At 56.8% G+C, this 24,275-nt stretch carries 18 protein-coding genes, 2 rRNA genes and 1 pseudogene; 10 read left to right on the top strand and 11 right to left on the bottom strand.

Features of this window, described 5'->3' with window-relative positions:
• Positions 1-9 precede the first annotated feature (9 nt).
• Positions 10-357 (bottom strand): hypothetical protein, encoded by a 348-nt coding sequence (locus AO242_RS08375; protein WP_099268360.1) that lies wholly within the window; start codon positions 355-357, stop codon positions 10-12.
• A 139-nt stretch (positions 358-496) separates the two neighbouring features.
• Between AO242_RS08375 and AO242_RS08370 the strand changes: the two genes are divergently transcribed.
• Both AO242_RS08370 and ppx read left to right on the top strand, forming a co-directional pair.
• Positions 497-967, top strand: a complete 471-nt coding sequence (locus AO242_RS08370) for an Lrp/AsnC family transcriptional regulator (protein WP_099268359.1) — start codon at positions 497-499, stop codon at positions 965-967.
• Between the two features lie 223 nt (positions 968-1,190).
• Positions 1,191-2,693, top strand: a complete 1,503-nt coding sequence (ppx, locus tag AO242_RS08360; RefSeq protein ID WP_027902030.1) for an exopolyphosphatase — start codon at positions 1,191-1,193, stop codon at positions 2,691-2,693.
• On the opposite strand, the gene ppk1 is transcribed toward ppx, so the two are convergent.
• Both ppk1 and hemB read right to left on the bottom strand, forming a co-directional pair.
• The gene (ppk1, locus tag AO242_RS08355; protein ID WP_027902029.1) at positions 2,680-4,887 is read right to left on the bottom strand and encodes a polyphosphate kinase 1; all 2,208 of its coding nucleotides are present in this window, start codon (positions 4,885-4,887) and stop codon (positions 2,680-2,682) included. The two genes, ppx and ppk1, sit on opposite strands and share 14 nt — an antisense overlap.
• A gap of 16 nt (positions 4,888-4,903) precedes the next feature.
• Positions 4,904-5,914 (bottom strand): porphobilinogen synthase, encoded by a 1,011-nt coding sequence (gene hemB, locus AO242_RS08350; protein WP_099268357.1) that lies wholly within the window; start codon positions 5,912-5,914, stop codon positions 4,904-4,906.
• Between the two features lie 220 nt (positions 5,915-6,134).
• Between hemB and AO242_RS08345 the strand changes: the two genes are divergently transcribed.
• Together AO242_RS08345 and elbB are read left to right on the top strand one after the other, a co-directional pair.
• Positions 6,135-6,815 (top strand): DedA family protein, encoded by a 681-nt coding sequence (locus AO242_RS08345; RefSeq protein ID WP_099268356.1) that lies wholly within the window; start codon positions 6,135-6,137, stop codon positions 6,813-6,815.
• Between the two features lie 361 nt (positions 6,816-7,176).
• Entirely contained in the window at positions 7,177-7,839 is a 663-nt protein-coding gene (gene elbB, locus AO242_RS08340) for an isoprenoid biosynthesis glyoxalase ElbB (RefSeq protein WP_027902763.1), read from the top strand.
• A 432-nt stretch (positions 7,840-8,271) separates the two neighbouring features.
• On the opposite strand, the gene codA is transcribed toward elbB, so the two are convergent.
• From codA to AO242_RS08315, 5 genes are all read right to left on the bottom strand, one after another.
• The gene (codA, locus tag AO242_RS08335) at positions 8,272-9,507 is read right to left on the bottom strand and encodes a cytosine deaminase (RefSeq protein WP_099268355.1); all 1,236 of its coding nucleotides are present in this window, start codon (positions 9,505-9,507) and stop codon (positions 8,272-8,274) included.
• Positions 9,508-9,509: 2 nt separating this feature from the next.
• Complete coding sequence (locus AO242_RS08330; protein ID WP_099268354.1) at positions 9,510-10,727, bottom strand: PucR family transcriptional regulator; 1,218 nt, start codon at positions 10,725-10,727, stop codon at positions 9,510-9,512.
• Positions 10,724-11,989: a cytosine permease gene (codB, locus tag AO242_RS08325; RefSeq protein ID WP_099268353.1), complete on the bottom strand. Its 1,266-nt coding sequence runs from the start codon at positions 11,987-11,989 to the stop codon at positions 10,724-10,726. Before codB ends, AO242_RS08330 begins: the two co-directional genes overlap by 4 nt.
• Before the next feature lie 236 nt (positions 11,990-12,225).
• Entirely contained in the window at positions 12,226-12,675 is a 450-nt protein-coding gene (locus tag AO242_RS08320; RefSeq protein ID WP_027902767.1) for a YaiI/YqxD family protein, read from the bottom strand.
• A 175-nt stretch (positions 12,676-12,850) separates the two neighbouring features.
• Complete coding sequence (locus tag AO242_RS08315) at positions 12,851-14,746, bottom strand: cytochrome c/FTR1 family iron permease (protein ID WP_099268352.1); 1,896 nt, start codon at positions 14,744-14,746, stop codon at positions 12,851-12,853.
• Between the two features lie 558 nt (positions 14,747-15,304).
• Here AO242_RS08315 and AO242_RS08310 point away from each other — a divergent pair.
• The 3 genes and pseudogenes from AO242_RS08310 to AO242_RS30085 all read left to right on the top strand — a co-directional run bounded on the left by AO242_RS08310 (position 15,305) and on the right by AO242_RS30085 (position 18,712).
• Positions 15,305-16,435, top strand: coding sequence for a mechanosensitive ion channel family protein (locus tag AO242_RS08310; RefSeq protein ID WP_027898378.1), 1,131 nt, complete (start codon positions 15,305-15,307; stop codon positions 16,433-16,435).
• A 213-nt stretch (positions 16,436-16,648) separates the two neighbouring features.
• A pseudogene (locus AO242_RS30090) lies at positions 16,649-17,800 on the top strand (FIST signal transduction protein); the annotation flags it as partial.
• A gap of 3 nt (positions 17,801-17,803) precedes the next feature.
• Positions 17,804-18,712: a methyl-accepting chemotaxis protein gene (locus tag AO242_RS30085; RefSeq protein WP_373562205.1), complete on the top strand. Its 909-nt coding sequence runs from the start codon at positions 17,804-17,806 to the stop codon at positions 18,710-18,712.
• A gap of 165 nt (positions 18,713-18,877) precedes the next feature.
• Here AO242_RS30085 and AO242_RS08300 read toward each other — a convergent pair whose 3' ends face one another.
• The gene (locus AO242_RS08300) at positions 18,878-20,377 is read right to left on the bottom strand and encodes a YdgA family protein (protein WP_099268440.1); all 1,500 of its coding nucleotides are present in this window, start codon (positions 20,375-20,377) and stop codon (positions 18,878-18,880) included.
• Between the two features lie 318 nt (positions 20,378-20,695).
• On the opposite strand from AO242_RS08300, the gene AO242_RS08295 reads away from it, so the two are divergent.
• From AO242_RS08295 to AO242_RS08285, 3 genes are all read left to right on the top strand, one after another.
• Positions 20,696-21,388 (top strand): HAD-IA family hydrolase, encoded by a 693-nt coding sequence (locus AO242_RS08295; protein WP_099268350.1) that lies wholly within the window; start codon positions 20,696-20,698, stop codon positions 21,386-21,388.
• A gap of 232 nt (positions 21,389-21,620) precedes the next feature.
• Positions 21,621-22,805, top strand: coding sequence for an MFS transporter (locus AO242_RS08290; protein WP_099268349.1), 1,185 nt, complete (start codon positions 21,621-21,623; stop codon positions 22,803-22,805).
• A gap of 85 nt (positions 22,806-22,890) precedes the next feature.
• Entirely contained in the window at positions 22,891-23,628 is a 738-nt protein-coding gene (locus AO242_RS08285) for a GntR family transcriptional regulator (protein ID WP_099268348.1), read from the top strand.
• A gap of 144 nt (positions 23,629-23,772) precedes the next feature.
• On the opposite strand, the gene rrf (AO242_RS08280) is transcribed toward AO242_RS08285, so the two are convergent.
• Together rrf (AO242_RS08280) and rrf (AO242_RS08275) are read right to left on the bottom strand one after the other, a co-directional pair.
• Positions 23,773-23,888 (bottom strand): 5S ribosomal RNA (rrf, locus tag AO242_RS08280).
• Positions 23,889-23,996: 108 nt separating this feature from the next.
• Positions 23,997-24,112: ribosomal RNA gene (gene rrf / locus AO242_RS08275) — 5S ribosomal RNA — on the bottom strand.
• Positions 24,113-24,275 lie beyond the last annotated feature (163 nt).

Below are 24,275 nucleotides of genomic sequence, written 5' to 3'. Positions count from 1 at the left end.
CTGCCAGGCTTAACCGACGGCGAGGGAAACCGTTGTGTTTGAGACGTAAGGCTGGGCCAGTTGTTCCAATTCTACCGAGCAGACGTTGATCAGGCTGCGCATTTTTTCCGCAATCACCTGCGCCCGGTGCCAGGTCAGATTAGCGATCTCAACGTCGATACCCAACACGTCGTCCTCCTGCATCACGTTGACCTGATGAGGGATCAGGTACTGCATCGCAAAGAGATTCAGCACTCGGCACAGTGAATCGGCCTCAGCCTCGACCAGAATCTTATAACGCGCGCAGCAATGGGCATTGTCAGCCGCCCAGGTATCCGGACGTTGCGACAGTGAAGTAACGGCTTCGAGATTGGGCATGCTGACCTCTGCGATTTAGAGGGTTAAGTGACTGAAAGAAATTCTTGCATGCGGAAAAAGAAATTTCTGGTCCATCCTTGATTGATTTAATCTCTTTACGACTTGTTAATGCGCCATATCTCCATAGAGAGAAATAGTTATGCAAACCGAACTGGATGCTTATGATCGCAAGATTCTTGCGCTGCTTCAGGAGGACGCGTCCCTGTCCAGTGCGCAAATCGCCGAGCAGGTGGGGTTATCCCAATCGCCGTGCTGGCGCAGGATTCAGCGGCTCAAGGATGAAGGGGTCATTCGTCGACAGGTATCGCTGCTGGACCGCAAGAAGATCGGTCTCAATACGCAGATCTTTGCCGAGGTGAAGCTCAATGCTCACGGTCGCTCGAACTTCACCGAGTTTACCGAGGCCATTCGCGGCTTTCCTGAAGTGCTGGAGTGCTATGTGCTGATGGGGTCGGTGGATTTCCTGCTGCGCATCGTGACGCCGGACATCGAGGCGTACGAGCGGTTCTTCTTTGAAAAGCTTTCGCTGGTGCCGGGCATTCAGGAAGTGAATTCAACGGTTGCCCTGTCGGAGATCAAGTCCACGACCAGCTTGCCGGTCATGCAATGAAGGCCACTGTTGGAGCGAGGCTTGCCCGCGAAGAATGCTAACGCGGTGTACCTGACCGAACGATGTGTCAAATTCGCGGGCAAGCCTCGCTCCAACATATCCACTAAACAAACTGATCCACGCCACGGATATTGCAGGCCAAGCGCCAGCTTCAAAGCTTCGCGTTGGCGGCAGCCATGGATCGTGGCACGATGGCGCGGTTATCGACCGAGATTTTCTGATCATGCCGCAATCCAAAGCCAAGAATCTTTCCCTGATCGCTGCCATTGACCTGGGCTCGAACAGCTTCCACATGGTGGTGGCTCAAGCCAACTCCGGGGATATCCGCATCCTGGAACGCCTCGGAGAGAAGGTTCAACTGGCGGCTGGCATCAACGAAGAGCGACACCTCAACGAAGAATCCATGCAGCGAGGGCTCGACTGCCTCAAGCGTTTTGCCCAACTGATCAACGGTCTGCCGTTGGGTGCGGTCCGCATCGTGGGTACCAACGCCCTGCGCGAAGCACGTAACCGTAATGAATTCATCGTTCGTGCCGAGGAAATTCTCGGCCATCCTGTAGAAGTGATTTCAGGCCGTGAAGAAGCCCGCCTGATTTATCTCGGTGTGTCCCATACCCTTGCTGATACCCCCGGCAAACGTCTGGTGGCGGACATCGGCGGTGGCAGTACCGAGTTCATCATCGGTCAGCGCTTTGAACCCCTGCTGCGCGAAAGCCTGCAGATGGGTTGCGTAAGCTTCACCCAGCGCTACTTCAAGGACGGCAAGATCACTCCGGCTCGTTATGCGCAGGCCTATACCGCCGCGCGCCTGGAGATCATGAGCATTGAACACGCCCTGCATCGTCTGAAGTGGGATGAGGCGATCGGTTCGTCGGGCACCATTCGTGCGATCGGTCTGGCGCTCAAGGCCAACGGTCAGGGCTCGGGTGAAGTGAATGCCGACGGCCTCGCATGGCTCAAGCGCAAACTGTTCAAGCTAGGTGACGTAGAGAAGATCGATTTCGACGGCATCAAGCCGGATCGCCGCTCGATCTTCCCGGCAGGCCTGGCAATCCTCGAAGCGATCTTCGACGCGCTGGAACTGCAGCGCATGGATCACTGCGAAGGCGCGCTGCGGGAAGGTGTGCTGTATGACCTGATGGGCCGTCATCACCATGAAGACGTCCGTGAGCGCACGCTAAGCTCGCTGATGGAGCGTTATCACGTTGACCTTGAACAGGCTGCTCGTGTGGAGCGAAAGGCCCTGCACGCCCTTGAGCAGGTCGCTCATGCCTGGGATCTGGAAGATGACAGCTACCGGGAATTACTCAGTTGGGCAGCCAAGGTCCACGAAGTCGGCCTCGACATCGCTCACTACCACTACCACAAGCATGGCGCTTACCTGATCGAGCACTCAGACCTGTCGGGTTTCTCCCGGGAAGACCAGCAAATGCTTGCGCTGCTGGTGCGCGGCCACCGCCGTAATATTCCCAAGGACAAGTTTGCCGAGTTCGGCGCAGAGGGCGAAAAACTGATTCGTCTGTGCGTGCTGTTACGCTTTGCGATCCTGTTCCACCACATTCGTGGAGTACAGGAGATGCCTCAGCCGGTGCTCACCGCCAGCGGCAACAATCTTGACGTGGTATTTCCGGAAGGCTGGCTGGAAAACAACCAACTGACCCAGGCCGACTTCGCGCTGGAAGCGGAGTGGCTGACCCGGGTCGGTATCGTCCTCAGCGTACGCTGAGGACCGGGTTGCTCAGGCGCTCCAACAGGGTCGCCTGAACGTTGCGAGCATTCTGATTGCCGGTCGGCGTGCTTCGCACGTAGGTGCCATCTGGCTGCAGCAGCCAGCTGTGGGTGTTGTCGGTCAGATAAAGCTCAAGCTCTTTCTTCACGCGCAGGATTAACTTCTTGCCCTCTACCGGGAAGCAAGTCTCGACGCGCTTGTCGAGGTTGCGCTCCATCCAGTCGGCACTCGACAGATACATCTGCTCGTCGCCGCCATTGAGGAAGTAGAACACCCGCGTGTGCTCCAGGAAGCGGCCAATGATCGAGCGCACATGGATGTTGTGAGAAACGCCCGGGATACCCGGCCGCAGGCAGCACATGCCACGCACCACCAGATCAATACGTACGCCAGACTGACTGGCCTTGTACAGCGCGCGGATGATCTTCGGATCGGTCAGCGAATTGAACTTGGCAATGATATGCGCCGGCTTGCCGTCCACAGCGAACTGGGTTTCCCGGGCAATCATGTCGAGCATGCCCTTCTTCAGCGTAAACGGCGCATGCAGCAGTTTCTTCATGCGCAGGGTTTTACCCATGCCGATCAACTGACTGAACATTTTGCCGACGTCTTCGCACAAAGCGTCGTCGGAGGTCAGCAGGCTGTAGTCGGTATACAGACGGGCGTTACCAGCGTGGTAGTTACCGGTACCCAAGTGCGCATAGCGCACGATTTCGCCCGCCTCACGACGCAGGATCAGCATCATCTTGGCGTGGGTCTTGAAGCCCACCACACCGTAGATCACGACTGCACCCGCAGCTTGTAGACGGCTGGCCAGTTGCAGGTTGGACTCTTCATCAAAGCGCGCGCGCAACTCGATCACCGCAGTGACCTCTTTACCATTGCGGGCCGCGTCTACCAGTGCATCAACGATTTCCGAGTTGGCACCGCTGCGATACAAGGTCTGGCGGACGGCCAGGACGTGGGGGTCTTTGGCAGCCTGACGCAGCAGATCGACCACTGGCGTGAAGGATTCGTAGGGATGCAGCAGCAGAATGTCCTGCTTGCTGATGACGCTGAAAATGTTCTCGCTGTTTTGCAGCAGTTTCGGAATAGCAGGGGTAAACGGCTGGTATTGCAGCTCCGGATGGCTGTCCAGACCGGTAATGCTGAACAGACGCGTCAGGTTGACCGGGCCGTTGACCTGATACAACTCGGACTCGGACAGGTTGAACTGCTTGAGCAAGTAATCCGACAGATGTTTAGGGCAGGTGTCGGCCACTTCCAGACGTACCGCATCACCATAACGACGGGAGAACAACTCGCCACGCAGCGCGCGGGCAAGGTCTTCCACATCTTCAGAGTCCAGCGCCAGGTCGGCGTTACGGGTCAGACGGAACTGATAACAGCCCTTGACCTTCATGCCCTGGAACAGATCGTCCGCGTGAGCATGGATCATCGACGACAGGAACACGAAGTTATCCCCGGCGCCGCCGACGTCTTCCGGCACCTTGATCACTCGCGGCAACAGGCGCGGAGCCGGAATAATTGCCAGACCGGAGTCACGACCGAAAGCATCGATGCCTTCCAGTTCGACGATGAAGTTCAGGCTCTTGTTAACCAGCAGCGGGAACGGGTGAGTCGGGTCCAGCCCGATGGGCGTGATGATCGGCGCGATTTCGTCACGGAAATAACGACGAACCCAAGCCTTAAGCTTGGCTGTCCAGTGACGGCGACGAATGAAGCGCACCTGATGCTTTTCAAGCTCAGGCAGCAGAATGTCATTGAGGATCGCATATTGGCGATCAACGTGGCCGTGCACCAGTTCACTGATGCGGGCCAGCGCCTGATGCGGCTGCAGACCATCGGCACCGGCTTGTTCGCGGGCGAACGTGATCTGCTTTTTCAGACCGGCGACACGAATTTCGAAGAACTCATCGAGGTTGCTGGAAAAGATCAGCAGAAACTTGAGCCGCTCCAGCAACGGATAGGACTCATCCAGTGCCTGTTCCAACACGCGAATGTTGAACTTGAGCTGCGAGAGTTCACGATGGATGTACAGACTGCTGTCATCCAGATTCGGCACGACAAGGGCCGGAACCGGTGGCGTCTCGACGATTGCGGGTAAAACCTCAATGCTTGGCTCGACCACAGTCAGAACTTCCTGATCGTTGACTTCAACAGCAGCTTCGGTGAGTCCTTCGGTATTCATGAATGTTCCTGTACGGCTATTGCCCTTTTAACAATTCTGCAGCGCGGACGGCGAAATAAGTGAGGATGCCGTCAGCCCCTGCGCGTTTGAAAGCGGTGAGCGATTCAAGAATGACGCCTTCACTCAGCCAGCCATTCTGGATGGCGGCCATGTGCATCGCGTACTCGCCGCTGACCTGATAAACAAATGTCGGCACTTTGAACTCATCCTTGACCCGATGAAGGATGTCCAGATAAGGCATGCCCGGTTTGACCATGACCATGTCCGCGCCTTCAGCCAGATCCGCCGCCACTTCGTGCAACGCTTCATCGCTGTTGGCCGGATCCATTTGGTAAGACGCCTTGTTCGCCTTGCCCAGATTCAATGCTGAACCGACCGCATCGCGGAATGGCCCGTAATAGGCGCTGGCATACTTGGCTGAGTAAGCCATGATCCGCACATTGACGTGTCCGGCCAGTTCCAGTGCTTCGCGAATGGCCTGAATCCGACCGTCCATCATGTCGGAAGGCGCCACAACCTGCGCACCTGCATCGGCGTGGGACAACGCTTGTTTGACCAGCGCATCGACAGTGATGTCGTTCTGCACGTAGCCTTCTTCGTCGAGAATCCCGTCCTGACCATGGGTCGTGAACGGATCCAGTGCCACGTCAGTGATGACGCCCAGCTCCGGGAAACGGTCACGCAGCGCGCGGGTGGCACGCTGGGCAATACCGTCCGGATTCCAGGCTTCGGCGCCATCCAGGGTTTTCTTCTCGACCGGTGTCACAGGGAACAGCGCCAGCGCTGGAATACCCAGTGCAACCCATTTCTGCGCCTCTTCCAGCAGCAGATCGATGCTCAGGCGCTCGACGCCAGGCATCGAAGTCACTTCTTCACGACGGTTTTCACCATCGAGTACAAATACGGGAAGAATCAGGTCATCGACAGTCAAAACGTTTTCACGGACCAGACGACGAGAAAAATCATCGCGACGATTGCGACGCAGGCGGGTAAGAGGAAAGAGGCGATTGGCGGGGGTAAAGCTCACGGCGAGACTCCTGAGCCCGCGTACACGGGCAAGCGTGACAGTTATAAGCGGCCATTATGACTAATGTGTGACAGTCGTGGGCCAGCATGCGACTCGGGGCCGCAGTTGAGGTGTTTGCCATTGTCCTTGTAGGAAAGATTAACGTCGAGACACATTTCCACACTTTCCTGAATGCCTTGGCCGAGTTAGGCTGCGCGTTCATTTCGCCAGCATCCAGACAATGCTCCAGAATTTCTTGCACGAATTTGGCTACTTCGCCCTCTTCATCGGCACCTTCTTTGAAGGCGAGACCATTCTGGTTCTCGCTGGATTCCTGGCGTTCCGTGAATACATGGACATCAAACTGGTCGTGGTCGTGGCGTTCTTCGGAAGCTATGCAGGTGATCAGCTCTGGTACTACATGGGGCGCAGGCACGGCCGCAAAATCCTGGCGCGCAAGCCGCGATGGCAGCTCATGGGCGACAAGGCGCTGGCGCATATACGCAGGCACCCGGATCTCTGGGTATTAAGCTTCCGCTTTGTCTACGGCTTGCGAACAGTCATGCCCGTAGCCATTGGTCTATCAGGCTATCCGCCACTGCGCTATCTGATCCTCAACGGTATCGGTGCGGCTGTCTGGGCTGCGGCGCTGGGTTATGCGGCGTACCATTTCGGCGCAGTGCTAGAAGGCATGCTGGGCAATATCAAAAAGTATGAATTGTGGGTGCTTGGCGCATTACTGGTACTCGGGTTCGCCCTCTGGCTGCGTCGTCGTTTCAAGAACGCGCGTATCGCCCGGGAAGAAGCCGCAGCAGCTTCCATGGCAGCAGCGGCCGAAGCTGATGCCGGCGTCGTTAGCCCGGTTCCGGCTGAAGTCACCGTTGAAGTGCCTGCCGACAGCAAGAAGCACGGCGACCGCTAGGTACCACGAGCGCAATGCTCCGGCATTGCGCTCGCCTGTAAGGCCCCTCCTCCTGTCAAACATCGCGTAATCATCGGGTTGAAGCACGTCCGTAGGACCGGCTTTAGCCGGGAGGACGTCGCAGGATTCGCTAGATGTATAAGGTAGAAATATCGCCCTCCCGGCTAAAGCCGGTCCTACAGGATTGCGGGCAAACATAGAATCTCCCACGGGTATCTACGCAACCCCATTTATTCGGAGCGCCACCGAAGCTGCGGAACGCAGCCTTCTTCATATCTGATTGAATCCCCGCCCCAGACGCTTGTCCCAAGATCAGGTAAAAGTCTTGAGCGGACCGCTGCGCTCGATAGGGAGAATGATCATGCAAAAGAAAGTCGCCGTGATTCTGTCCGGCTGTGGCGTCTATGACGGCGCGGAAATTCATGAAAGCGTGCTGACACTGCTGCGCCTTGATCAACGCGGCGCAGCGGTCCAGTGTTTTGCGCCAAACATCACACAGCATCATGTGATCAATCACCTGACGGGCGAAGAGATGCCGGAGACCCGCAACGTGCTGGTGGAATCCGCCCGGATCGCTCGCGGCGCCATCGAAGATATTCGTGAAGCAGACGTTACCCGGTTTGATGCGCTGATCATTCCCGGTGGTTTCGGTGCAGCCAAGAATCTCTCCGACTTCGCCACTGCTGGCGCGGATTGCAAGGTGCAGGCTGAAGTCCTGGCACTGGCAGAAGCATTTGCCGAGGCAGGCAAACCGGTCGGGCTGATCTGCATCAGTCCCGCTTTGGCCGCCAAAATTTATGGTCCGGGCGTAACCTGCACCATCGGCAACGACGCCGAGACCGCACAGGCCATCACCCTCATGAAGGGTGAACACCAGGAGTGCGAAGTGACCGACATCGTCGAAGACAAAGCCCGCAAACTGGTTAGCACACCGGCTTATATGGTTGCCAAAACCATCGGTGAGGCAGCCGCCGGGATTAACAAGCTGGTGGACCGGGTGCTGGAGTTGACGCACGAGGAGTAGGTTTGGATCAATCCTTTGCAGGAGTGGCCTTCCCGCCTTTGACGCTGCCCTGTCGCGCAGCAAACACGGTTTTTATGTGGGAGCGAGGCTTGCCCGCGATAAGGCTGGATGCGATTCACTTTAGGTCGCGTGGGCCCTATCGCGGGCAAGCCTCGCTCCCACATAGACCGCGCTATTCCGTAGGACCGGCCGGGCGGCGTTCCGCTTTAGCCGGGAGGACGTCGGGACATTCGCTAAATATCCTTCGGCAGTAATACCGCCCTCCCGGCTAAAGCCGGTCCTACCGGATTGCAGGTGAACATAGAATCTCCCACATAAAATATGATCTGCTCAATAACTTATATGTAATCCGAGGGCTGCGAATCAGTAGGGCTGACACTCCGCCATTCGCAGCCTTCGGCAGCTCCTACAGAAACGCATTCGCGATAGGGTTTAACTAAACTCAACCCGCTCCGGCACCCGCGTCATCAAAACCTTTCCACCTCTGATTGATACTCGCGCCTTTGCCTGGCGACGCACCGCTTCGTAATCGCTCTCGGCATCCAGGATCACCAGATTCGCCGGTCGGCCCACTGCGATGCCATAGCCCTCGCCCAGATTAAGGGTTCTGGCGCTGTTGTCAGTGACCAGATCCAGGCTGCGTGCCAAATCCTCGAAACCCATCATGTGGCAGATGTGCAAGCCCGCATCCAGTACGCGCAGGATGTTGCCATTGCCCAGTGGGTACCACGGGTCTTTGATCGAGTCCTGACCAAAGCACACGTTCATCCCGGCGCGGTCCAGCTCTGCGACACGGGTCAGGCCGCGGCGCTTGGGGTACGTGTCGAAACGCCCTTGCAGGTGAATGCTCTCGGTCGGGCAAGAAACAAAGTTGATGCCCGACCTTTTCAGCAGCCGGAACAGCTTTGAGCAATATGCATTGTCATATGACCCCATGGCCGTAGTGTGGCTGGCCGTTACCCGGCTGCCCATGCCACGCACTCGCGCTTCTTCAGCAAGGACTTCAAGAAAGCGCGAATTCGGGTCATCGGTTTCGTCGCAATGCACGTCCACCAGACAACCTGTTCGCTCGGCCAGATCCATCAGGAACCTGATCGAGCTGACGCCCTGCTCCCGGGTGTTTTCGAAGTGCGGGATACCGCCCACCACATCCGCGCCCATTTCCACGGCACGCGTCATCAATTCACGCCCACCTTCGTAGGACTCGATGCCCTCCTGAGGAAAGGCAACGATCTGCAGATCAATCAGATGGCGGGCCTCTTCACGCACTTCAAGCATTGCCTTGAGCGCGCCCAGTGTCGGGTCGGTGACGTCGATATGGGTTCGAACATGCTGGATACCGTGCTCGGCCAGCATGCGGATGGTGGTGTGAGCGCGTTGCTTGGTGTCTTCGTGGGTAATGGTTTCCTTGCGCTGACCCCAGCGCTCTATGCCTTCGAACAGGGTCCCGCTCATGTTCCACTCAGGCTCACCGGCGGTCAGGGTTGCGTCCAGGTGAATGTGCGGCTCCACCAATGGCGCAATGACCAGTTGGCCGCATGCATCAATATCATCTGATACAGGCTGCACGCTTTCCGTCTGAGCGGTGATGGCTGTGATGCAGCCGTTTTCACAGGTGACGGTGTGCAGCCCTTGGGTTTTACGCAGCGTGGCATTGATGATGTTCATGACTATTCCTGTCGCTGAGCCTCGGACATGCGCCATACCAGCAGCGCAACCGAAGCGTTCATTCGAAAATTAGCGTCGTCGAGGGATTGCCCGCTGAGCTGCTCGATACGCTGAATACGTTGGTTGATGGTGTTGCGATGGATACCAAGGCGCTGGGCGGCCTTGAGTCCGTTACCGTTTTCCTGGAGCAAGGCGTCCAGTGTTTCGATCAGGCTGTGGGGCTGCTTGCGGTTGCTCTCGATCAGCGGCCCGAGGGTCTGTTTGACGAAGCTATCGATGACCGAGCGATCAGTAACCGCTTGCAGCAGACGCAACACACCCAGTTCGCTGAAATCGCAAAGGCCACTGGCGGGTCGCAAATGTTCGGCGACATCCAGCGCCTGACGAGCCTCATTCAGCGCCTGCCGATATTGCCCGCAGTCTTCGACCGGATTGGCCAGCCCCATGAACAACGCCATGTCGCCCAGCAATGACGAAAGATCGCGGTAAAGCCGCGCCAGCTCACTACGGATCGCTTCAAGCCTGGGCAACAGCAAAATGAATAAGTCGCCCTGGACGATGACCGGCAAAGCGTCCGGCAATACGCGATTCCAGGCGTCGAGATGGTCGAGAACCGCTTGCCGGGTTTGTTGCAGCAGCCGTTCCGCAGCGTCCGGAGCGTGGCTGTCGAACAACACGCTGACCGCCGACAGGCGCAGCGCCACCAGACGCCGAGGCACCTCCAGTGGCAGCCGTAAATGCGCGGCCCTTTGCCGGGCAATGCTCAGGCTCGGGTAATCACCGCTGAGCAACTGGCCGAGGATGTCGTGACGCGAGCGCTTGGTTTGCGCCATCTGCACCAACGCAGTGCCGATCAGGTGGGTGACGATGACCATCTTCAACAGATACGGCTGCTCGATCAGCGGCAATCCGCACTGCTCCGCCAGCTCAATCACGGACTCGGGGATCTGCTGGATGTAGGCATTGCCGGTCAGAATCACCAGCCCGGCAATGCCACTGGCATCACCCTCCTGCACCACGCGCAACAGATTGGCTTCATCGCGCAGATAATTGATACCGGTGATAAATACCAGCTCACCGCCCATGATCCAGTCGGCAATCCCTTCGTTCTCGGCAACGTACGACCAGCGCACGCTGCGATGCAGGTTGGCTGACCCTGCGCGCACGACCATTTCCTCCAGCCCGGGAAGCTGGAGAATTTCTTCAACGGTCAGGCTCAAAGCTCCTCCTGTACGCCGGCGACCATGCTGCGCTTGCCCGTCACTTCAAGCAGCACGATGTAGCAGATGGCCGAAGCGGCGATGCCTACCAGAGGCGCGATCCAGGGCGAGAAATACGCCAGTGCGGCGCCGATGGCATAAGCCGACAGCCCCAACAGGTTGTAGCGCGGCAGCGTGACGCTGGCCAAAACCGGGTATTTGCCGTGATGGCGGTACCAGAAGTCCGCCATGATCACGCCGCCAATCGGTGGGATGATCGAACCCAGCAGTACCAGAAAGGGAATCAGCATTTCGTACATGCCACCGATGGCCAGCACGATACCGAGCGCCGCAGCAATCAACGTCATGGTCCGACGCCGCTCGCTGCGCAACAGGTGGCAGGCCGCCGCCGAAACGTTGTAGATAGTGGGCCCCTGAATGGTCCACAGATTCAGGCAAAGCATGATCACCGCGGCGAACGACAGGCCCTGAAGCATCATCACTTCAACGATATCGGCCTGCTGATAAACCATCGCACACCACGCGCCAGCGACGATCATCAAACCGTTGCCCAACAGGAAAGCGACGACGCTGGCAGTCACGGCAACGCGTCCGCTGCGCGACAGGCGCGTCCAGTTAGTGGCTTGGGTCGCACCGCTGGCAAACGTTCCGAAGACCATGGTGATGGCCGCTGAAAGCGTCATGGTCTCGTGAGGAATAACCGCCGCCAATCCCTGGAAACCGCCTACATCTCGGGTGGCGATGTACATGGAGATGATCAGCAGCACGAACATGAGCGGCACGGAGATCCGCGACAGCACGTCCAGCCCTTTGTAGCCGATGATCGCGGTGATGCTGAAGCCCAGCCCAAACAGGACCATCAGTGGTGAGGTGAAGCCTTCGGCCAGACCGAGCATCTTTACCAATACAATGGCCACGGTTGCGGTGCCCCATGCGTACCAGCCCAGCTCGGCAAAACCGAGCAGCACATCGGAAAGCCGACTGCCCGCTTCGCCAAAACAAAAGCGCCCCATCAATACAGTATTCAAACCGCTGCGTGAGGCGATGAAGGCCAGCGCTGCGGCATAGATCGCCAACAGGCTGTTACCGATGGCGGCGATCCACAGCATGTCGACGAAGTTGAACGCCATGCCCAGCTTGCCGCCCGCAAACATGGTGCCGGTGAAGAAGGTGAAACTGAACAGCACCATGGAAATCGACAGCAGCCCCTTGCGTCCTTCACGCGGGGCTTCACTCAAGGGAAACTCGCTGGGTGAACTCATATCGTTTTTCTCCACATCGACAAGGTTGGGATTCGGATTCAACGGCAGGCTGGTGCAAGAGCAATAACCAGGCCGTTTCCGGACAACGTTGCGAAGTGAAAAAAAGCGGGCAGAGCCAATATCAAGCGATGTTCACTCTGCACACTTTAAGCTGAGGATGCAGCATCAGACTGTGCAGAGTGATTCATTCTGAGGCACGAACGCACCGTTTTAGGCTGCGCTGCTTAGCGGGATGCTTAGCGAGTAAGCCGCGTGAGAATCCGGTCCAGTGAGTTGGCGAACGCCTGTTTTTCGCGGTCACCATAAGGCGGCTGACCACCACCCATCTGCCCTTGATCGCGCAGGTCGGTGAACAGGTTGCGCACAGCGAGCCGATCGCCCATGTTTTGCGTGTCGAACTCTTTACCGCGAGGATCCAGCGCAGCAACGCCCTTCTTGACCAGCCGATCGGCCAGCGGCACATCGCTGCAAATCACCAATTCGCCGGGCACGGCATGTTCAACCAGATAATCGTCCGCAGCGTCAGGGCCGCTGGGCACCACGATCAGTTTAACCAGGGTGTACGTGGGCTTGATCTGACTCTGCCCGGCAACCAGCACCACCTCAAACTGACGTTTGAGCGCGAACTTGATGACCTGTTCTTTTGCTGCCTTGGGGCAAGCGTCGGCATCGATCCAGACGCGCATGATGCGGTGTCCTTTTTACTGGCTCATGAACGGTGTGTGGTTTCGCCATTATAGAAGCCTCCAACACGGGTAGGAGCGAACTTGTTCGCGAAGCACCTTGGCGGGCAAACGCTATCTATCGTCTGTGCCAACGACTCGCGAACAAGTTCGCTCCTACCGGGCATTTCGCGACTTATTACACGGTCTGCGCCCTGCGCTTTTCCGCCAGCCAACTGCGGCCATACAGCACTGCAATCGCCAGCAAGGCTATCAGCTGTGCACTCAGCGAATAAGCATCGGCATGTATCCCCAGCCAGTCGAACTCGAAGAACGGCACAGGACGAGTCCCGAAAATACCGGCTTCCTGAAGGGCTTTTACACCATGCCCGGCAAACACCACCGACAACGCACACAGCAGTGCTGCGTTGATACCGAAGAACAGTGTCAACGGCAGTTTTGCCGAGCCGCGCAGGATGACCCACGCCAGGCCGATCAGCAACACCAGCGCCGTGGCACCGCCCGCCAGAACCGCGTTGTGCCCGGCCGGGCCAGCCTGCAGCCACAGGGTTTCATAGAACAGAATCACTTCGAACAACTCGCGATAAACCGAGAAGAACGCCAGGATCGCAAAACCGAATCGTCCACCGCCGCCCACCAGGCTGCTCTTGATGTAATCCTGCCAGGCCGCCGCATGGCGACGGTCGTGCATCCAGACACCCAGCCACAAGACCATCACACTGGCGAACAGCGCGGTCGCGCCCTCAAGCAATTCGCGTTGAGCGCCGCTGACGTCAATCACGTAAGCCGCCAGCGCCCAGGTCCCGAGCCCCGCCAACAAAGCCAGCGCCCAGCCAATATTGACGCTGCGCACCGCTGATTCCTGGCCAGTGTTACGCAGGAACGCAAGGATCGCCGCCAGCACCAGAATCGCCTCAAGGCCTTCACGCAGCAGAATCAGCAGACCAGAAATGTAGCTCAGCGATGTGCTTAAGCCATCGCTGCCCAACAGGCCCGCCGATTCCTTGAGTTTTGCTTTGGCGAAATCCAGTTTTTGCGCGGCCTGCTCCAGCGGCAAACCGTCCTGCAAAGACTGACGGTAAGCCATCAAAGCCTTTTCGGTGTCTTTGCGAACATTGGCGTCGACGTTATCCAGCGAACTTTCAACCAGTTCGAAGCCTTCCAGATAGGCCGCGACAGACAAGTCATACGCCTGCTCGTGAGAGCCCGCACGATAAGCCGCCAGGCTTTTGTCCAGCGTCTCGCTGGTGTAATCGAGCAACTGCGCAGGGCCGCGCTGAACCTGAGGAGGCTGGGCACGTTGAGCGCGGAAAGTGGCAACCGCCTGTTCGCCCTCGGCGGCGCTGACTTCAGCAGGTGTTTGCCGCGCGAGGTCCGCGAGATTGTAGTTTTTGAAGGGTATTGCCACCGGCTGCGCGCTGAAGCTCGCAATGTAAGTCGCAATATCCCAACGCTGGCGTTCATCCAGTTGATCGGCGAACGCTGGCATATCAGTTCCGGCAATTCCCAGACCTACAGCGTTGTAAAGGTCATAAAGGCTTAGTCGATCCAGACGGGCCGAGTCGCGCAGATTAGAAGGCGGCGGCTCCAGACCGATACCAGCCGGGCCATCGCCCGCGCCAGCATCGCCATGGCAGACCGAGCAATGCTGAGCGTAGAGCGGCGCACCTCGCGTCGGATCCGGGGTAATCACCGGTGCCTGACTCACTTCATACGCCACCGCCAACCGCGCACCCAATTGGCGAGCCTGGCGGGTGATCAGAGCACCATCCTGCTTCTTGGCAACCGCTTCGGAAAGGCTGGACACGCCTTTCTCAAGTTCGACGCGTTCGGCTCGCGCAGGCAGCGCTGCAACCAGCCCCTTCAAGACGCCCAGTGCTTCCACCTGCTTCTGGTATTCATCTTCTGCCACCTCCTTGCTTTCAGCCACGGTCGACGGGTAATCCGCGCCAATGTAATCAAGCAAATGCAGGGCTTGCGCCGCGCCATCAGTGGTGTCTGCCAACAGACTGGAACTGCACAACGCCAACAACGGCAGCATCAACCAGGCCAGGAAACGGGAACGCATGGACATCGGTGAATCTCAGCGAAATGATTAGGTATCGCATTGTTCACTTGGCTTCGTTCCGACTCAAGGCTCAGCAGGATGTTTGTTGCTAAATATTACGCAAATGCTCGACATCGCCTCAAATCACAGTCATTCAACCTCGACGTAATGAGAACGACTAGCATCTATAGCGAAAGGCTTACACGAAGAGGAGGCAATTCGCCCTATTGCACCTGCGGGTTCGTGAGTAATATTGGATCCAACAGCTGATGCGCAGGACGCGCACAGGATCAAGGATGATCGACCATGGCCCGGAGGGCTTACCGACAGGATGTTGGAATGGTCTTGAAGAAAACCCGCCTCGGCGGGTTTTTTGTTGCCGGTCAGAAAGTCGCCGTCATGCTGCGACCTCTCTATTTCGAGGGCCACGACCTGGAAACTGGACTACAACCATGCAACCGCAGGGGAACATTTGCGCCTGTGTGAGGTTCACACCTTTTCAGGCAACTATCGCCATCGAGGCCGACGGGCCAGATCCGAGAGGGTCCGCTCGGCTTAAAGTCATATCTGATAGGGATACCGTCGATGGAATACCTGTTGCCCCAGAGCTGGCTGGAAGCTGTGCCTCTACCTTGGCTAAAGACCCTGATCGCCGCCTGTGTTGCGGTTTTACTGGCGCTGCTGATCCGCTGGGTCGCCCTCAGTGTGCTGCGCCGTGTCGCAAACTCGTTTGTGTTGCCACAACAACTGATTTATCGCACTGCCAGCCCGACTTTGTGGCTGCTGCCATTGTTGGCCCTGCAAACGGTGTGGACCTCTGCACCTGACGATCTGGTGCTGATTGGCACTGTGCGTCACATCAACGGGCTGTTGGTCACCGCCGGCTTTACCTGGTTGGTGCTCAGATGCGTCAAAGCGGTGGGCGACACGGTAGCGATCCGTAATCCGCTGGATATCGAAGACAACCTTCATGCGCGGCGAATACAGACTCAGGTTCGCGTGCTGGTCCGCTGCCTGAATGCGCTGGTGTTGCTGTTCGGTACCGGCCTGATCCTCATGAGCTTTCCGCCCGTGGCCAAAATCGGCACCAGCTTGCTGGCATCCGCGGGTCTGGCCGGGCTGGCAGCAGGTTTTGCTGCCAAGCCGGTGCTGGGTAACTTGATTGCGGGTCTGCAAATTGCGATCTCCCAACCCATTCGCCTCGATGACGTGGTGATTGTGGAGGGCGAATGGGGCCGCGTGGAGGAGATCAGTGGCACTTACGTGGTCATCAAAATCTGGGACGAGCGGCGCATGGTCGTGCCGCTGCAGTACTTCATAGAGAAGCCGTTCCAGAACTGGACCCGTGCCACTTCCAGCCTGATCGGCTCGGTGTTTGTCTGGGTGGATTACTCACTGCCGGTAGAAGAGTTGCGTGCGGAAGTGCAGCGTATTTGTGAAGACATCCCGCACTTGTGGGACGGCCGTGTTTGCGTGCTGCAAGTCGCTGATACCAACGCCAAGGCCATGCAGCTGCGGGTGCTGTTGAGTTCGGCGGACTCGTCACGCAGTTGGGACGCCCGTTGCCACATGCGCGAACGTCTGATTGCGTTCATCGCCAAGCAATATCCACAAAGCCTGCCGCAACTGCGCACGGAAATTTCGTCGCGCAATGTACGACCGGAGATCGACGTGCACGAAACGCCGGTCGACATTCCCCGCCAACCTCCGGTCTAGAGCCCTCGCTACGGACCTCGTCTGCCAGCAGGTGAGGTTCGTCGGGTAAACCAGCAGAACCCCCGAAGCAAGCTATCGTTTCCTTGGGAACGTTAAGGCAAAACGCCATGTCTGTGTCTGTCTGGAAGCGGCCGTCAGACCCATGACGTCACCATGCGCGTCGATACAAAAAAACAATGCAGTGTAACCCTACGCTGAATCGATACAGCGCCGATGTCCCGAGACCAGTTTCGTCCTTTAAATCTTGAGTTTTCTGCCATGAGCCTTTTTTCCAGACTCCGGGGCACACCTGCCAGATCCGGCGGTATTCTGAACCTGATCACTTCGGCCAGAAGCCTGAGTGAGCAACTTGCCTCCGTGAGTTTCGAGCCTGTTTATCTAACGGGATTCGTTTCACCGCACATCGATATCGATCAAATTGCCCGTAGCATCAGCGCGCGCTTTCCCAACACGGCCATCAGCTTGTGCACCACCTCTGGCGAGTTGTCTTCAAAGAATGACGCGCTGTATTGCGCAACCGGCGATCAGTGGGATCGCGTAGTGCTGGCCCTGTTTGACTCGAGCGTTATTCAGTCAGCTGAAATCGTGCACATCCCCCTCCACAGCGAAGACATCCGCACGCCTGGCAAGCGCATGTCCATGCGCGAACGTATTGCGCGCCTGACGGACTCGATCAAGCGCACGACGATCAATACGCCTATCGACCATCGCGACACGCTCGCATACGTCACCTTTGACGGGTTATCGGCTTCTGAATCGTTCTTCATGGAAGCGTTGTATGAGTCAGGCCGCTTTCCGTGCCTGTTCGTCGGCGGCTCCGCAGGCGGCAAAGGCGACTTCAAAACCACAGCCATTCATGATGGCAAACGCAGTTATGTGAATCACGCCCAGGTGGTGTTTCTCAAAAGCGCCAGAAACGTGCGTTTTGGAGTATTCAAAAGCCAGAACTTTGAGCCAACTCCATTCAGCATGAGCGTACTGACAGCCTCTCTGGAAGAGCGTTACATCAGCCAGGTGGTGACCTCCAGCGGCCAGATCACCAGCATGGTGTCGGCACTGTGTGAAATCCTCAAGTGCGAACCGGGCCAACTGGAAGCGCAGCTTGCCCAGTACTCATTCGCCATACGTGTAGGGGAAGAGTTGTTCGTTCGTTCCATCGCGCAAATCGACTACGCAAACGAGCGAGTGCATCTGTTCTGCGACGTTGCGCCAGGCGAAGAGTTGGTCATGGTTCGGCGTACCTCCATGGTGGATGCTACGCGAAAGGATTTTGCGCGCTTCCTGCAGGGCAAGTCAGGCAAGCCATTGGTTGGCCTGCTAAGCGACTGCATCCTGCGACGCCTGAACAACGGCAACGAATTGAGCCGCATGACTGGTGTGTTTGGCGATACTCCCGTGGTGGGTTTCTCAACCTTTGGGGAAATCCTCGGCTTGAACCTCAACCAGACACTCACAGCCGTGTTCTTCTTTCGGGTCGCGGACAATCAGGTCTTTCGCGACGATTACATTGATAACTTCATTGCCTACTACGGTGAGTTCAAGGCGTTTTTCCTGCGTCGACAGATCAAGAAGCTCGCGGGCTTGAGTCAGGTGGTCGTCAAGCAGATCGACCAGTTCAAGGTCCGCAACTTCAAAAGTGCAATTGATGCCAATGGCCTGGATGAACATATACAGCCAGTGTTCAATGGCTTGAGCGACCTGGGTGATGTGCTGGTCAAGGCGCATCACGACCAAGAGGAAATCTCAACCCAGCTGCGGCACTATTCCGGCGAGTTGCACGTATCAATGGACGAACTGGGCCAGACCATTTCCACTCAGGAAAAGGCCATGGACAGAGCCAGTCACACCGTCAAAAACCTTACGAGTCAAGCTGACGAAGTGGTACTCAGCTCCCGTGAGCTGGCCAAATCGAGCCTGAAAATTCAGTCCATTGTGCAGATGATTCAGCAAATCGCAGGGCAAACCAATCTGCTAGCACTCAACGCAGCAATCGAGGCCGCGCGAGCAGGGGAAATGGGAAGAGGCTTTGCTGTAGTTGCCGACGAAGTTCGTCAACTGGCTCAAAAGACATCGCAGAATGCCAGCGAGATAGGCACCGACATTGATCGCCTCGCCGACGAGATCCGCAAGTTAGCGCAGCACATCGAACAGCAGTCTTCAGAAGTGGGAACGTTGAACGACTTACTGGCTGAGCTGGAGGGCTCGAGCGAGATGACTGCAGGAACATCACAGCGTACCCGCAAGCTGGCGGACACATTGGTGGGACTGACGCAGTAGCGGTACTGAAGCGGAGACTGCAGGAACCGTCTCGGTGAGCCTTACACCGAGCGGTATCGCAGCGAACATAGAGCCATGAAGGAGTGAGCTTGCTCGCGATGACGGTCAACCTGTTGAGAACTACCCTCTGGCCTGACGCTATCGCGAGCAACGCCTACAAAATGCTTACTCTGTAGGAGGCTGTGCCATCTCCATCCCCATTACCTTGCTCATGATAAGAGCCATAAATTGAGCCGGGGGCATCTTCTGGCCGTTGAAATCAACGATGTTATTGGCGTACTGCATGTTTGAGACGATGTTATCGCCATCGACCTTGGCCATTTGCATCATGACTGCCATGGCACCCACCATATCGCCAGCGGCTTTGGCCTGTTCAGCAATTGCAGCTGGATCGGTTTGCCCGGCGAGATTTGCTTGCAGGGCCGCCAGGTCGCCGATCATTGGTTTGGACAGAACCAGTCGCGCTTCCATCTGAGCAATGGCGTTACGGTAACGCTCAGGCGATGGCTGTTCGGTCCCGGTGTCGGTCAAATCCACAGCAACACGCAGGTGACTTTCACCATTGGCCGTTTTGAGGGCAAGTTTTTCAAGCTCGACATGTGGCTTGGCGGCTAGCAGTTTGATGATTTGCGCATCCATCAACTGCTGATCCGCTGGGCTGAGTTGCGGTACAAACAGCTCACCGGCAGCGTAAGCAGCCTGTTGTTGCGGCATGATTTTTGTTTGATACAGGTCGTACATCGCTTTTGAGGCGGCAACATCAAAGTTGCTGAATTTAAACGCCGACTGCAAAGCGCCCACGTCCTTGCCGTCGTAGCTGATCATGCCGAGGTTGTAGCTCGCCTGCCCAGCAAGAGTACCGCCCTCTTCCTGAATCAGACTGGTACCGGTCAAGTCCTTGACCGCAACGGGTGCAAGCCCCGCAATCTGCCCCACGAGGTTATCGACTTTCACAGTGTTATGGCCCAGATAGAAGCCGGATTTGCCCTTGGTGCCGCCCATGTCCAGGGTTAATCCTTTGGCACCCAGCGCGACATCACCTTCTGGCGAGGTGACGTTCAGCTGAAAGTTATCCATCTTGCCAAGCACTTTGATTTTTTCGGCATCAGCGCTGGCTTCAGTATCCAGTCGCAGACCCGAGAAGGTGAACGTACCGTCCGTGTCTTTCAGTTCCAGCGGCGTCAACAGCAGCGCGCCACTGGTAGAGCGGTCATAGCCGATGCTGGCGTGGCCGGTAACCGGGCTCACGCCCTTGCTCATGGCAAACCACTTGGCAGCACTTGGGCTTTGTTCCATTTCAAAGTTGCTCTGCGCCATGACAGGCAGCAGCTTGAAACTCTTCAAACGAGAAAAAGGCAGCGGACCGTGTTCGATGTTATCGACGAACAGGAACTCGGCGTTTTTATCCTCAGTGGTGAGGTTCTCGTCGTGAATGCGTACACGGTAGTGCGCTGTGCTGCTAAACAGGTGCCGATCAATCGACAGCATTTCCAGCGTAATAGCGCTGCCGGAACCTGTGAGGGATTTCACCAGTTCCTGGTTGCCCTGCTCAATCGAATCACGCAGTACACCTTCGATTCGGGTGCCCGTATACCATGCTCCGGCGGTGGCCAGCGCTCCCACGACAACGATAACGCCAGCTGCGATGCCTACTGATTTATTCATGTTTTGACTCGAAGAGATCCGTTTCTGGTAATTGGAAAAATTCTTCCCTGAACCCTCTGCCGGTTTTTCGGCAGCCTGATTCCAGGCCAACCAAAGCAGCACAACGCAAGGGCGAAAAGTGGCGAGAGATTATCATCGCGCCCTTCCAGTGGCCCAGCGTTGTCGCTCTTTTGTATGTATGAATGATCCTTTTCTACCGCTGTTGGGCAGCGATTCGGCCGTTTGGTTGCAAACTGCCTTCATTCAGTTATGGGGTAGCAATCGTCTTGCTCCAGACGTTAGGCTGGAGCCCGGTTTGAAATAACAGGATCCGAGACGATGACTGAACAGCAAAGTGAGCGAGGCCCGATCAAGGCCGTGATTTTCGACATGGACGGCTTGTTGCTGGACACCGAAGGGGTCTACACCGAAGTCACCCATCTGATCGCCAGCCGGTATGGCCGCACATTTGACTGGGCCGTCAAGCAGCATACGATTGGCCGCGGCGCGCAGGATTTCGCGCGTTACGTGATTGAGGCGCTGGAGCTGCCGCTTTCCGTTGATGAGTTCCTTGAAATTCGCGCGCCGATGCTGGATGAGCGCTTCCCGAAAGCACCCGCGATGCATGGGGCTGAAGCCTTGGTGCGGCATCTGGCGGAAAACAATATTCCCATCGCCGTGGGCACCAGCTCATCAGTCCACTACTTCAAAGCTAAAATCCAGATGCACCGCGCATGGTTCGAATTGTTCGAGACGGTGGTGACGGCGGATGATCCGGAAGTGGGCGCAGCCAAACCCGCGCCGGATATTTTCCTGGTCGCCGCTCGCCGCCTGGGCATCGCACCTGCTGATTGCCTGGTCTTCGAAGACTCGCCTTTCGGCGTGACCGCTGCCAAAGCGGCCGGGATGTACGCGGTTGCGGTGCCCGATTCGCACATGCCGTTGGAGCAATATGAGCATGCGGACCTGATCCTGAAGTCGCTGGCTGACTTCCCCTTGCAGAACTGGGGACTGCCGGGGATGAAAGGTTAGGGCTTACCTTACCAGCTAGTGTCGCTGAACCTGCCCGCTAAGGACGATGGGGCTGCACGCGGGTCATTTAGATCGCGTCGTACCAGCATGCGGATAAATGAATCTAAGGATGGTCACGCTACGCTTTCCCGGCTAAAGCCGTTCCCACGAGCATGATAGTCGCCGCCACTGACGCCAGCCCGGTTTGGCTATAAGCTTGCCGGGCATTATTCCTTCAGGACCTACATACCGCGTGGCCACGTATTCCCTTGTCATCCGTCGCCTGCTGATCTGCTCGCTGACCATCGTTGTCAGCCGTGCGATCACCAGCCCCTTGCTGACGCTGTTTCTGAGTAATCGATTAGGCCTGAATCAGCAAGATGTCGGTCTGCTGATGGGGATTGCAGTGTTTCTCGCCACGCTGCTCGGGCTCTATGGCGGGTACATCATCGACCGTCTGGACAAACGCAGGCTGCTGATCGTGGCGATGCTTTCAAGCGCTATCGGTTTCACCTTGCTGACCTTTGCCCATAACGTTTACCTGACCACGCTGACATTGGTGATCACCGAAGCCGCGTCGGCGTTATTTCTCATCGGTTCGAAAGCAATCATCAGCGAGAATCTGCCCATCGGCCTGCGCGCCAAGGTGTTCTCACTGCGCTACACGTTGACCAACATTGGCTATGCGACCGGGCCGATGCTGGGAGTGCTCATCGCTGGATACTTACCGCTTGCGCCGTTTCTGATTGCCGGAGCGATTGCCTTGGGCAGCGTGTTTCTGATGGTCGGAATTGCTCCAGTAAAACCTGCCGACACTGTTAAACCCCAAAGCTTCATCAACACGCTCCGTATCCTGAAAAACGACCGCACTCTGATTCTGTTCACCTGCGGCAGCCTGCTCAGCACCATCGTTCACGGACGCTTCACGCTGTACCTGTCACAGTTTCTGCTGGTGACTCATGCGCAGAAAGATGCGCTGCACATTCTGTCTGCCGTGCTGGCCTGTAACGCGGTTACCGTAATCCTTCTGCAGTATCAGATTGGTCGCTGGCTCAAGCGTGAGAAGCTCGCCGGGTGGATTTGTGTCGGTATCGGACTGTTCGTGTTTGGCCTGATCGGTTTCAGTTTCTCGAACAGCATGCTGACGTGGTGCATCGCGATGTTTATTTTCACGCTAGGGGAAATGATCATATATCCCGCCGAATATTTATTCGTCGATACAATAGCGCCCGAGGCTTTGCGTGGCAGTTATTACGGCGCGCAGAACCTGGCTGCCTTCGGCGGTGCACTGAGCCCGGTAATTTGCGGCTATCTGCTGATCAACACACCGCCGGCGACGATGTTTTATGTCCTGGCCGGACTGACGATGGCTGGCGGCACGCTATGCTTTATGAGCGCACGCAAAGGAACGGCAGTCATCACCACTACGGATCGCTGACTTGCTTGCTGACAGTTTGACAACATACATAGCAAGACCTAGGGTCATTTGGATCCAATAACAGCACTCATGAAGATAAGTCTCGATGCCCAACACCGCTAGAGAAAGCCTATTGCGCGCGATCATAGGCGATGAACATCCGCCTGCGCATTTAGCCAGGGCAGTGATCGAGGAAAAACTGCGTAGCGCCATTCTGGATGGTCGCTTACCGGCCGGGACCGCTCTGCGCCAGCAAGAACTCGCCACGCTGTTTGGCGTGAGCCGCATGCCTGTGCGCGAAGCACTGCGCCAGCTTGAAGCTCAGTCATTGCTGACCGTCGAGCTGCACAAAGGTGGCGTTGTAGCCCCCTTAATTGGCGAAGATGCGGTTGATGCTTACGCGCTGCGAATCCTGCTTGAATCCGAGGCGATTCGCCTTTCAGTCCCGCTGCTCGACGCCGAAGACCTGGCCTTGGCCCAGCGTTGTATTGAGGCGCTTGAAGTCGAAACCGATTACGCCGAGATCGGCAGGCTTAACCGTATGTTCCATATGGCGCTCTACGCCAAGGTTTCCAACAAGCGATTGATGGCAGCGGTCGAGCAGGGCTTGAACGAGGAAGAACGCTTTCTGCGCTTCAACCTGGAAGCCATGGGCCTAGGCAAGCTGGCTCAGGATGACCATTGGGAATTACTCAACCTTGCCAGGGATGGAAATGTCGATGAAACCGTGCAAGCCCTGCAGCTGCACCTCAACCGAGGCGTGAAAGCCGTCACTCAATATCTACGTAACCAGGCAAACGCTCAGCCATTGCCAGCACGTAAAGCGAAAAGCCGCATCAGCTAGCGACACTTGCCCTCCCTATCCCGCGCGATTGCTGACGACGCCATGAATAACGTACGTAAGCTATTCAGCTGATTAATCTGCTTTTAAAAAGCCTTAAAAACAAAACCCCCGATCGCGTTAGCGATCGGGGGTTTCGGAATTTAATCTTGACGATGACCTACTCTCACATGGGGAAACCCCACACTACCATCGGCGATACATCGTTTCACTACTGAGTTCGGGATGGGATCAGGTGGTTCCAATGTTCTATGGTCGTCAAGAAATTCTGTGGCTGGTTCGTTACTGAAGTAACGCACCGGCGAAATTCTATGGCTTCTACTAAAACAAAACCCCTGAACGCGTAAGCGATCAGGGGTTCTGGAATTTAATCTTGACGATGACCTACTCTCACATGGGGAAACCCCACACTACCATCGGCGATACATCGTTTCACTACTGAGTTCGGGATGGGATCAGGTGGTTCCAATGCTCTATGGTCGTCAAGAAATTCGGTTGCCGGCGCGTTGGCCCTTGCGGGTTACGTGCCAGCGAATGGGTATGTGATAGCTCAGGTTCAGTGTGCGAACAAACTCTCGGTTCGTGTCGTCTTCACAGTCACCGCAATCTGGCCCTGCCTTCATTTATCAAGGCATGTCGCAAATTGCTTG

Origin of the sequence: Pseudomonas sp. ICMP 561 (assembly GCF_002699985.1) — a bacterium.
Lineage (GTDB): Bacteria > Pseudomonadota > Gammaproteobacteria > Pseudomonadales > Pseudomonadaceae > Aquipseudomonas > Aquipseudomonas quasicaspiana.
Note: the sequence above shows the minus strand (reverse complement) of the source record. Positions and strands in the feature narration are given on the sequence as shown.

Bases quoted from the DNA above. Each gene is read 5' to 3' on its own strand.
- AO242_RS08370 (WP_099268359.1), top strand. From the start codon at position 497: ATGCAAACCGAACTGGATGCTTATGATCGCAAGATTCTTGCGCTGCTT.
- codA (WP_099268355.1), bottom strand. From the start codon at position 9,507: ATGAACATCATCAATGCCACGCTGCGTAAAACCCAAGGGCTGCACACC.
- AO242_RS08310 (WP_027898378.1), top strand. From the start codon at position 15,305: ATGGAATACCTGTTGCCCCAGAGCTGGCTGGAAGCTGTGCCTCTACCT.
- codB (WP_099268353.1), bottom strand. From the start codon at position 11,989: ATGAGTTCACCCAGCGAGTTTCCCTTGAGTGAAGCCCCGCGTGAAGGA.
- AO242_RS08375 (WP_099268360.1), bottom strand. From the start codon at position 357: ATGCCCAATCTCGAAGCCGTTACTTCACTGTCGCAACGTCCGGATACC.
- elbB (WP_027902763.1), top strand. From the start codon at position 7,177: ATGCAAAAGAAAGTCGCCGTGATTCTGTCCGGCTGTGGCGTCTATGAC.
- AO242_RS08345 (WP_099268356.1), top strand. From the start codon at position 6,135: ATGCTCCAGAATTTCTTGCACGAATTTGGCTACTTCGCCCTCTTCATC.
- AO242_RS30085 (WP_373562205.1), top strand. From the start codon at position 17,804: ATGACTGGTGTGTTTGGCGATACTCCCGTGGTGGGTTTCTCAACCTTT.
- AO242_RS08295 (WP_099268350.1), top strand. From the start codon at position 20,696: ATGACTGAACAGCAAAGTGAGCGAGGCCCGATCAAGGCCGTGATTTTC.
- ppx (WP_027902030.1), top strand. From the start codon at position 1,191: ATGCCGCAATCCAAAGCCAAGAATCTTTCCCTGATCGCTGCCATTGAC.
- ppk1 (WP_027902029.1), bottom strand. From the start codon at position 4,887: ATGAATACCGAAGGACTCACCGAAGCTGCTGTTGAAGTCAACGATCAG.
- AO242_RS08300 (WP_099268440.1), bottom strand. From the start codon at position 20,377: ATGAATAAATCAGTAGGCATCGCAGCTGGCGTTATCGTTGTCGTGGGA.
- AO242_RS08320 (WP_027902767.1), bottom strand. From the start codon at position 12,675: ATGCGCGTCTGGATCGATGCCGACGCTTGCCCCAAGGCAGCAAAAGAA.
- AO242_RS08315 (WP_099268352.1), bottom strand. From the start codon at position 14,746: ATGTCCATGCGTTCCCGTTTCCTGGCCTGGTTGATGCTGCCGTTGTTG.
- AO242_RS08285 (WP_099268348.1), top strand. From the start codon at position 22,891: ATGCCCAACACCGCTAGAGAAAGCCTATTGCGCGCGATCATAGGCGAT.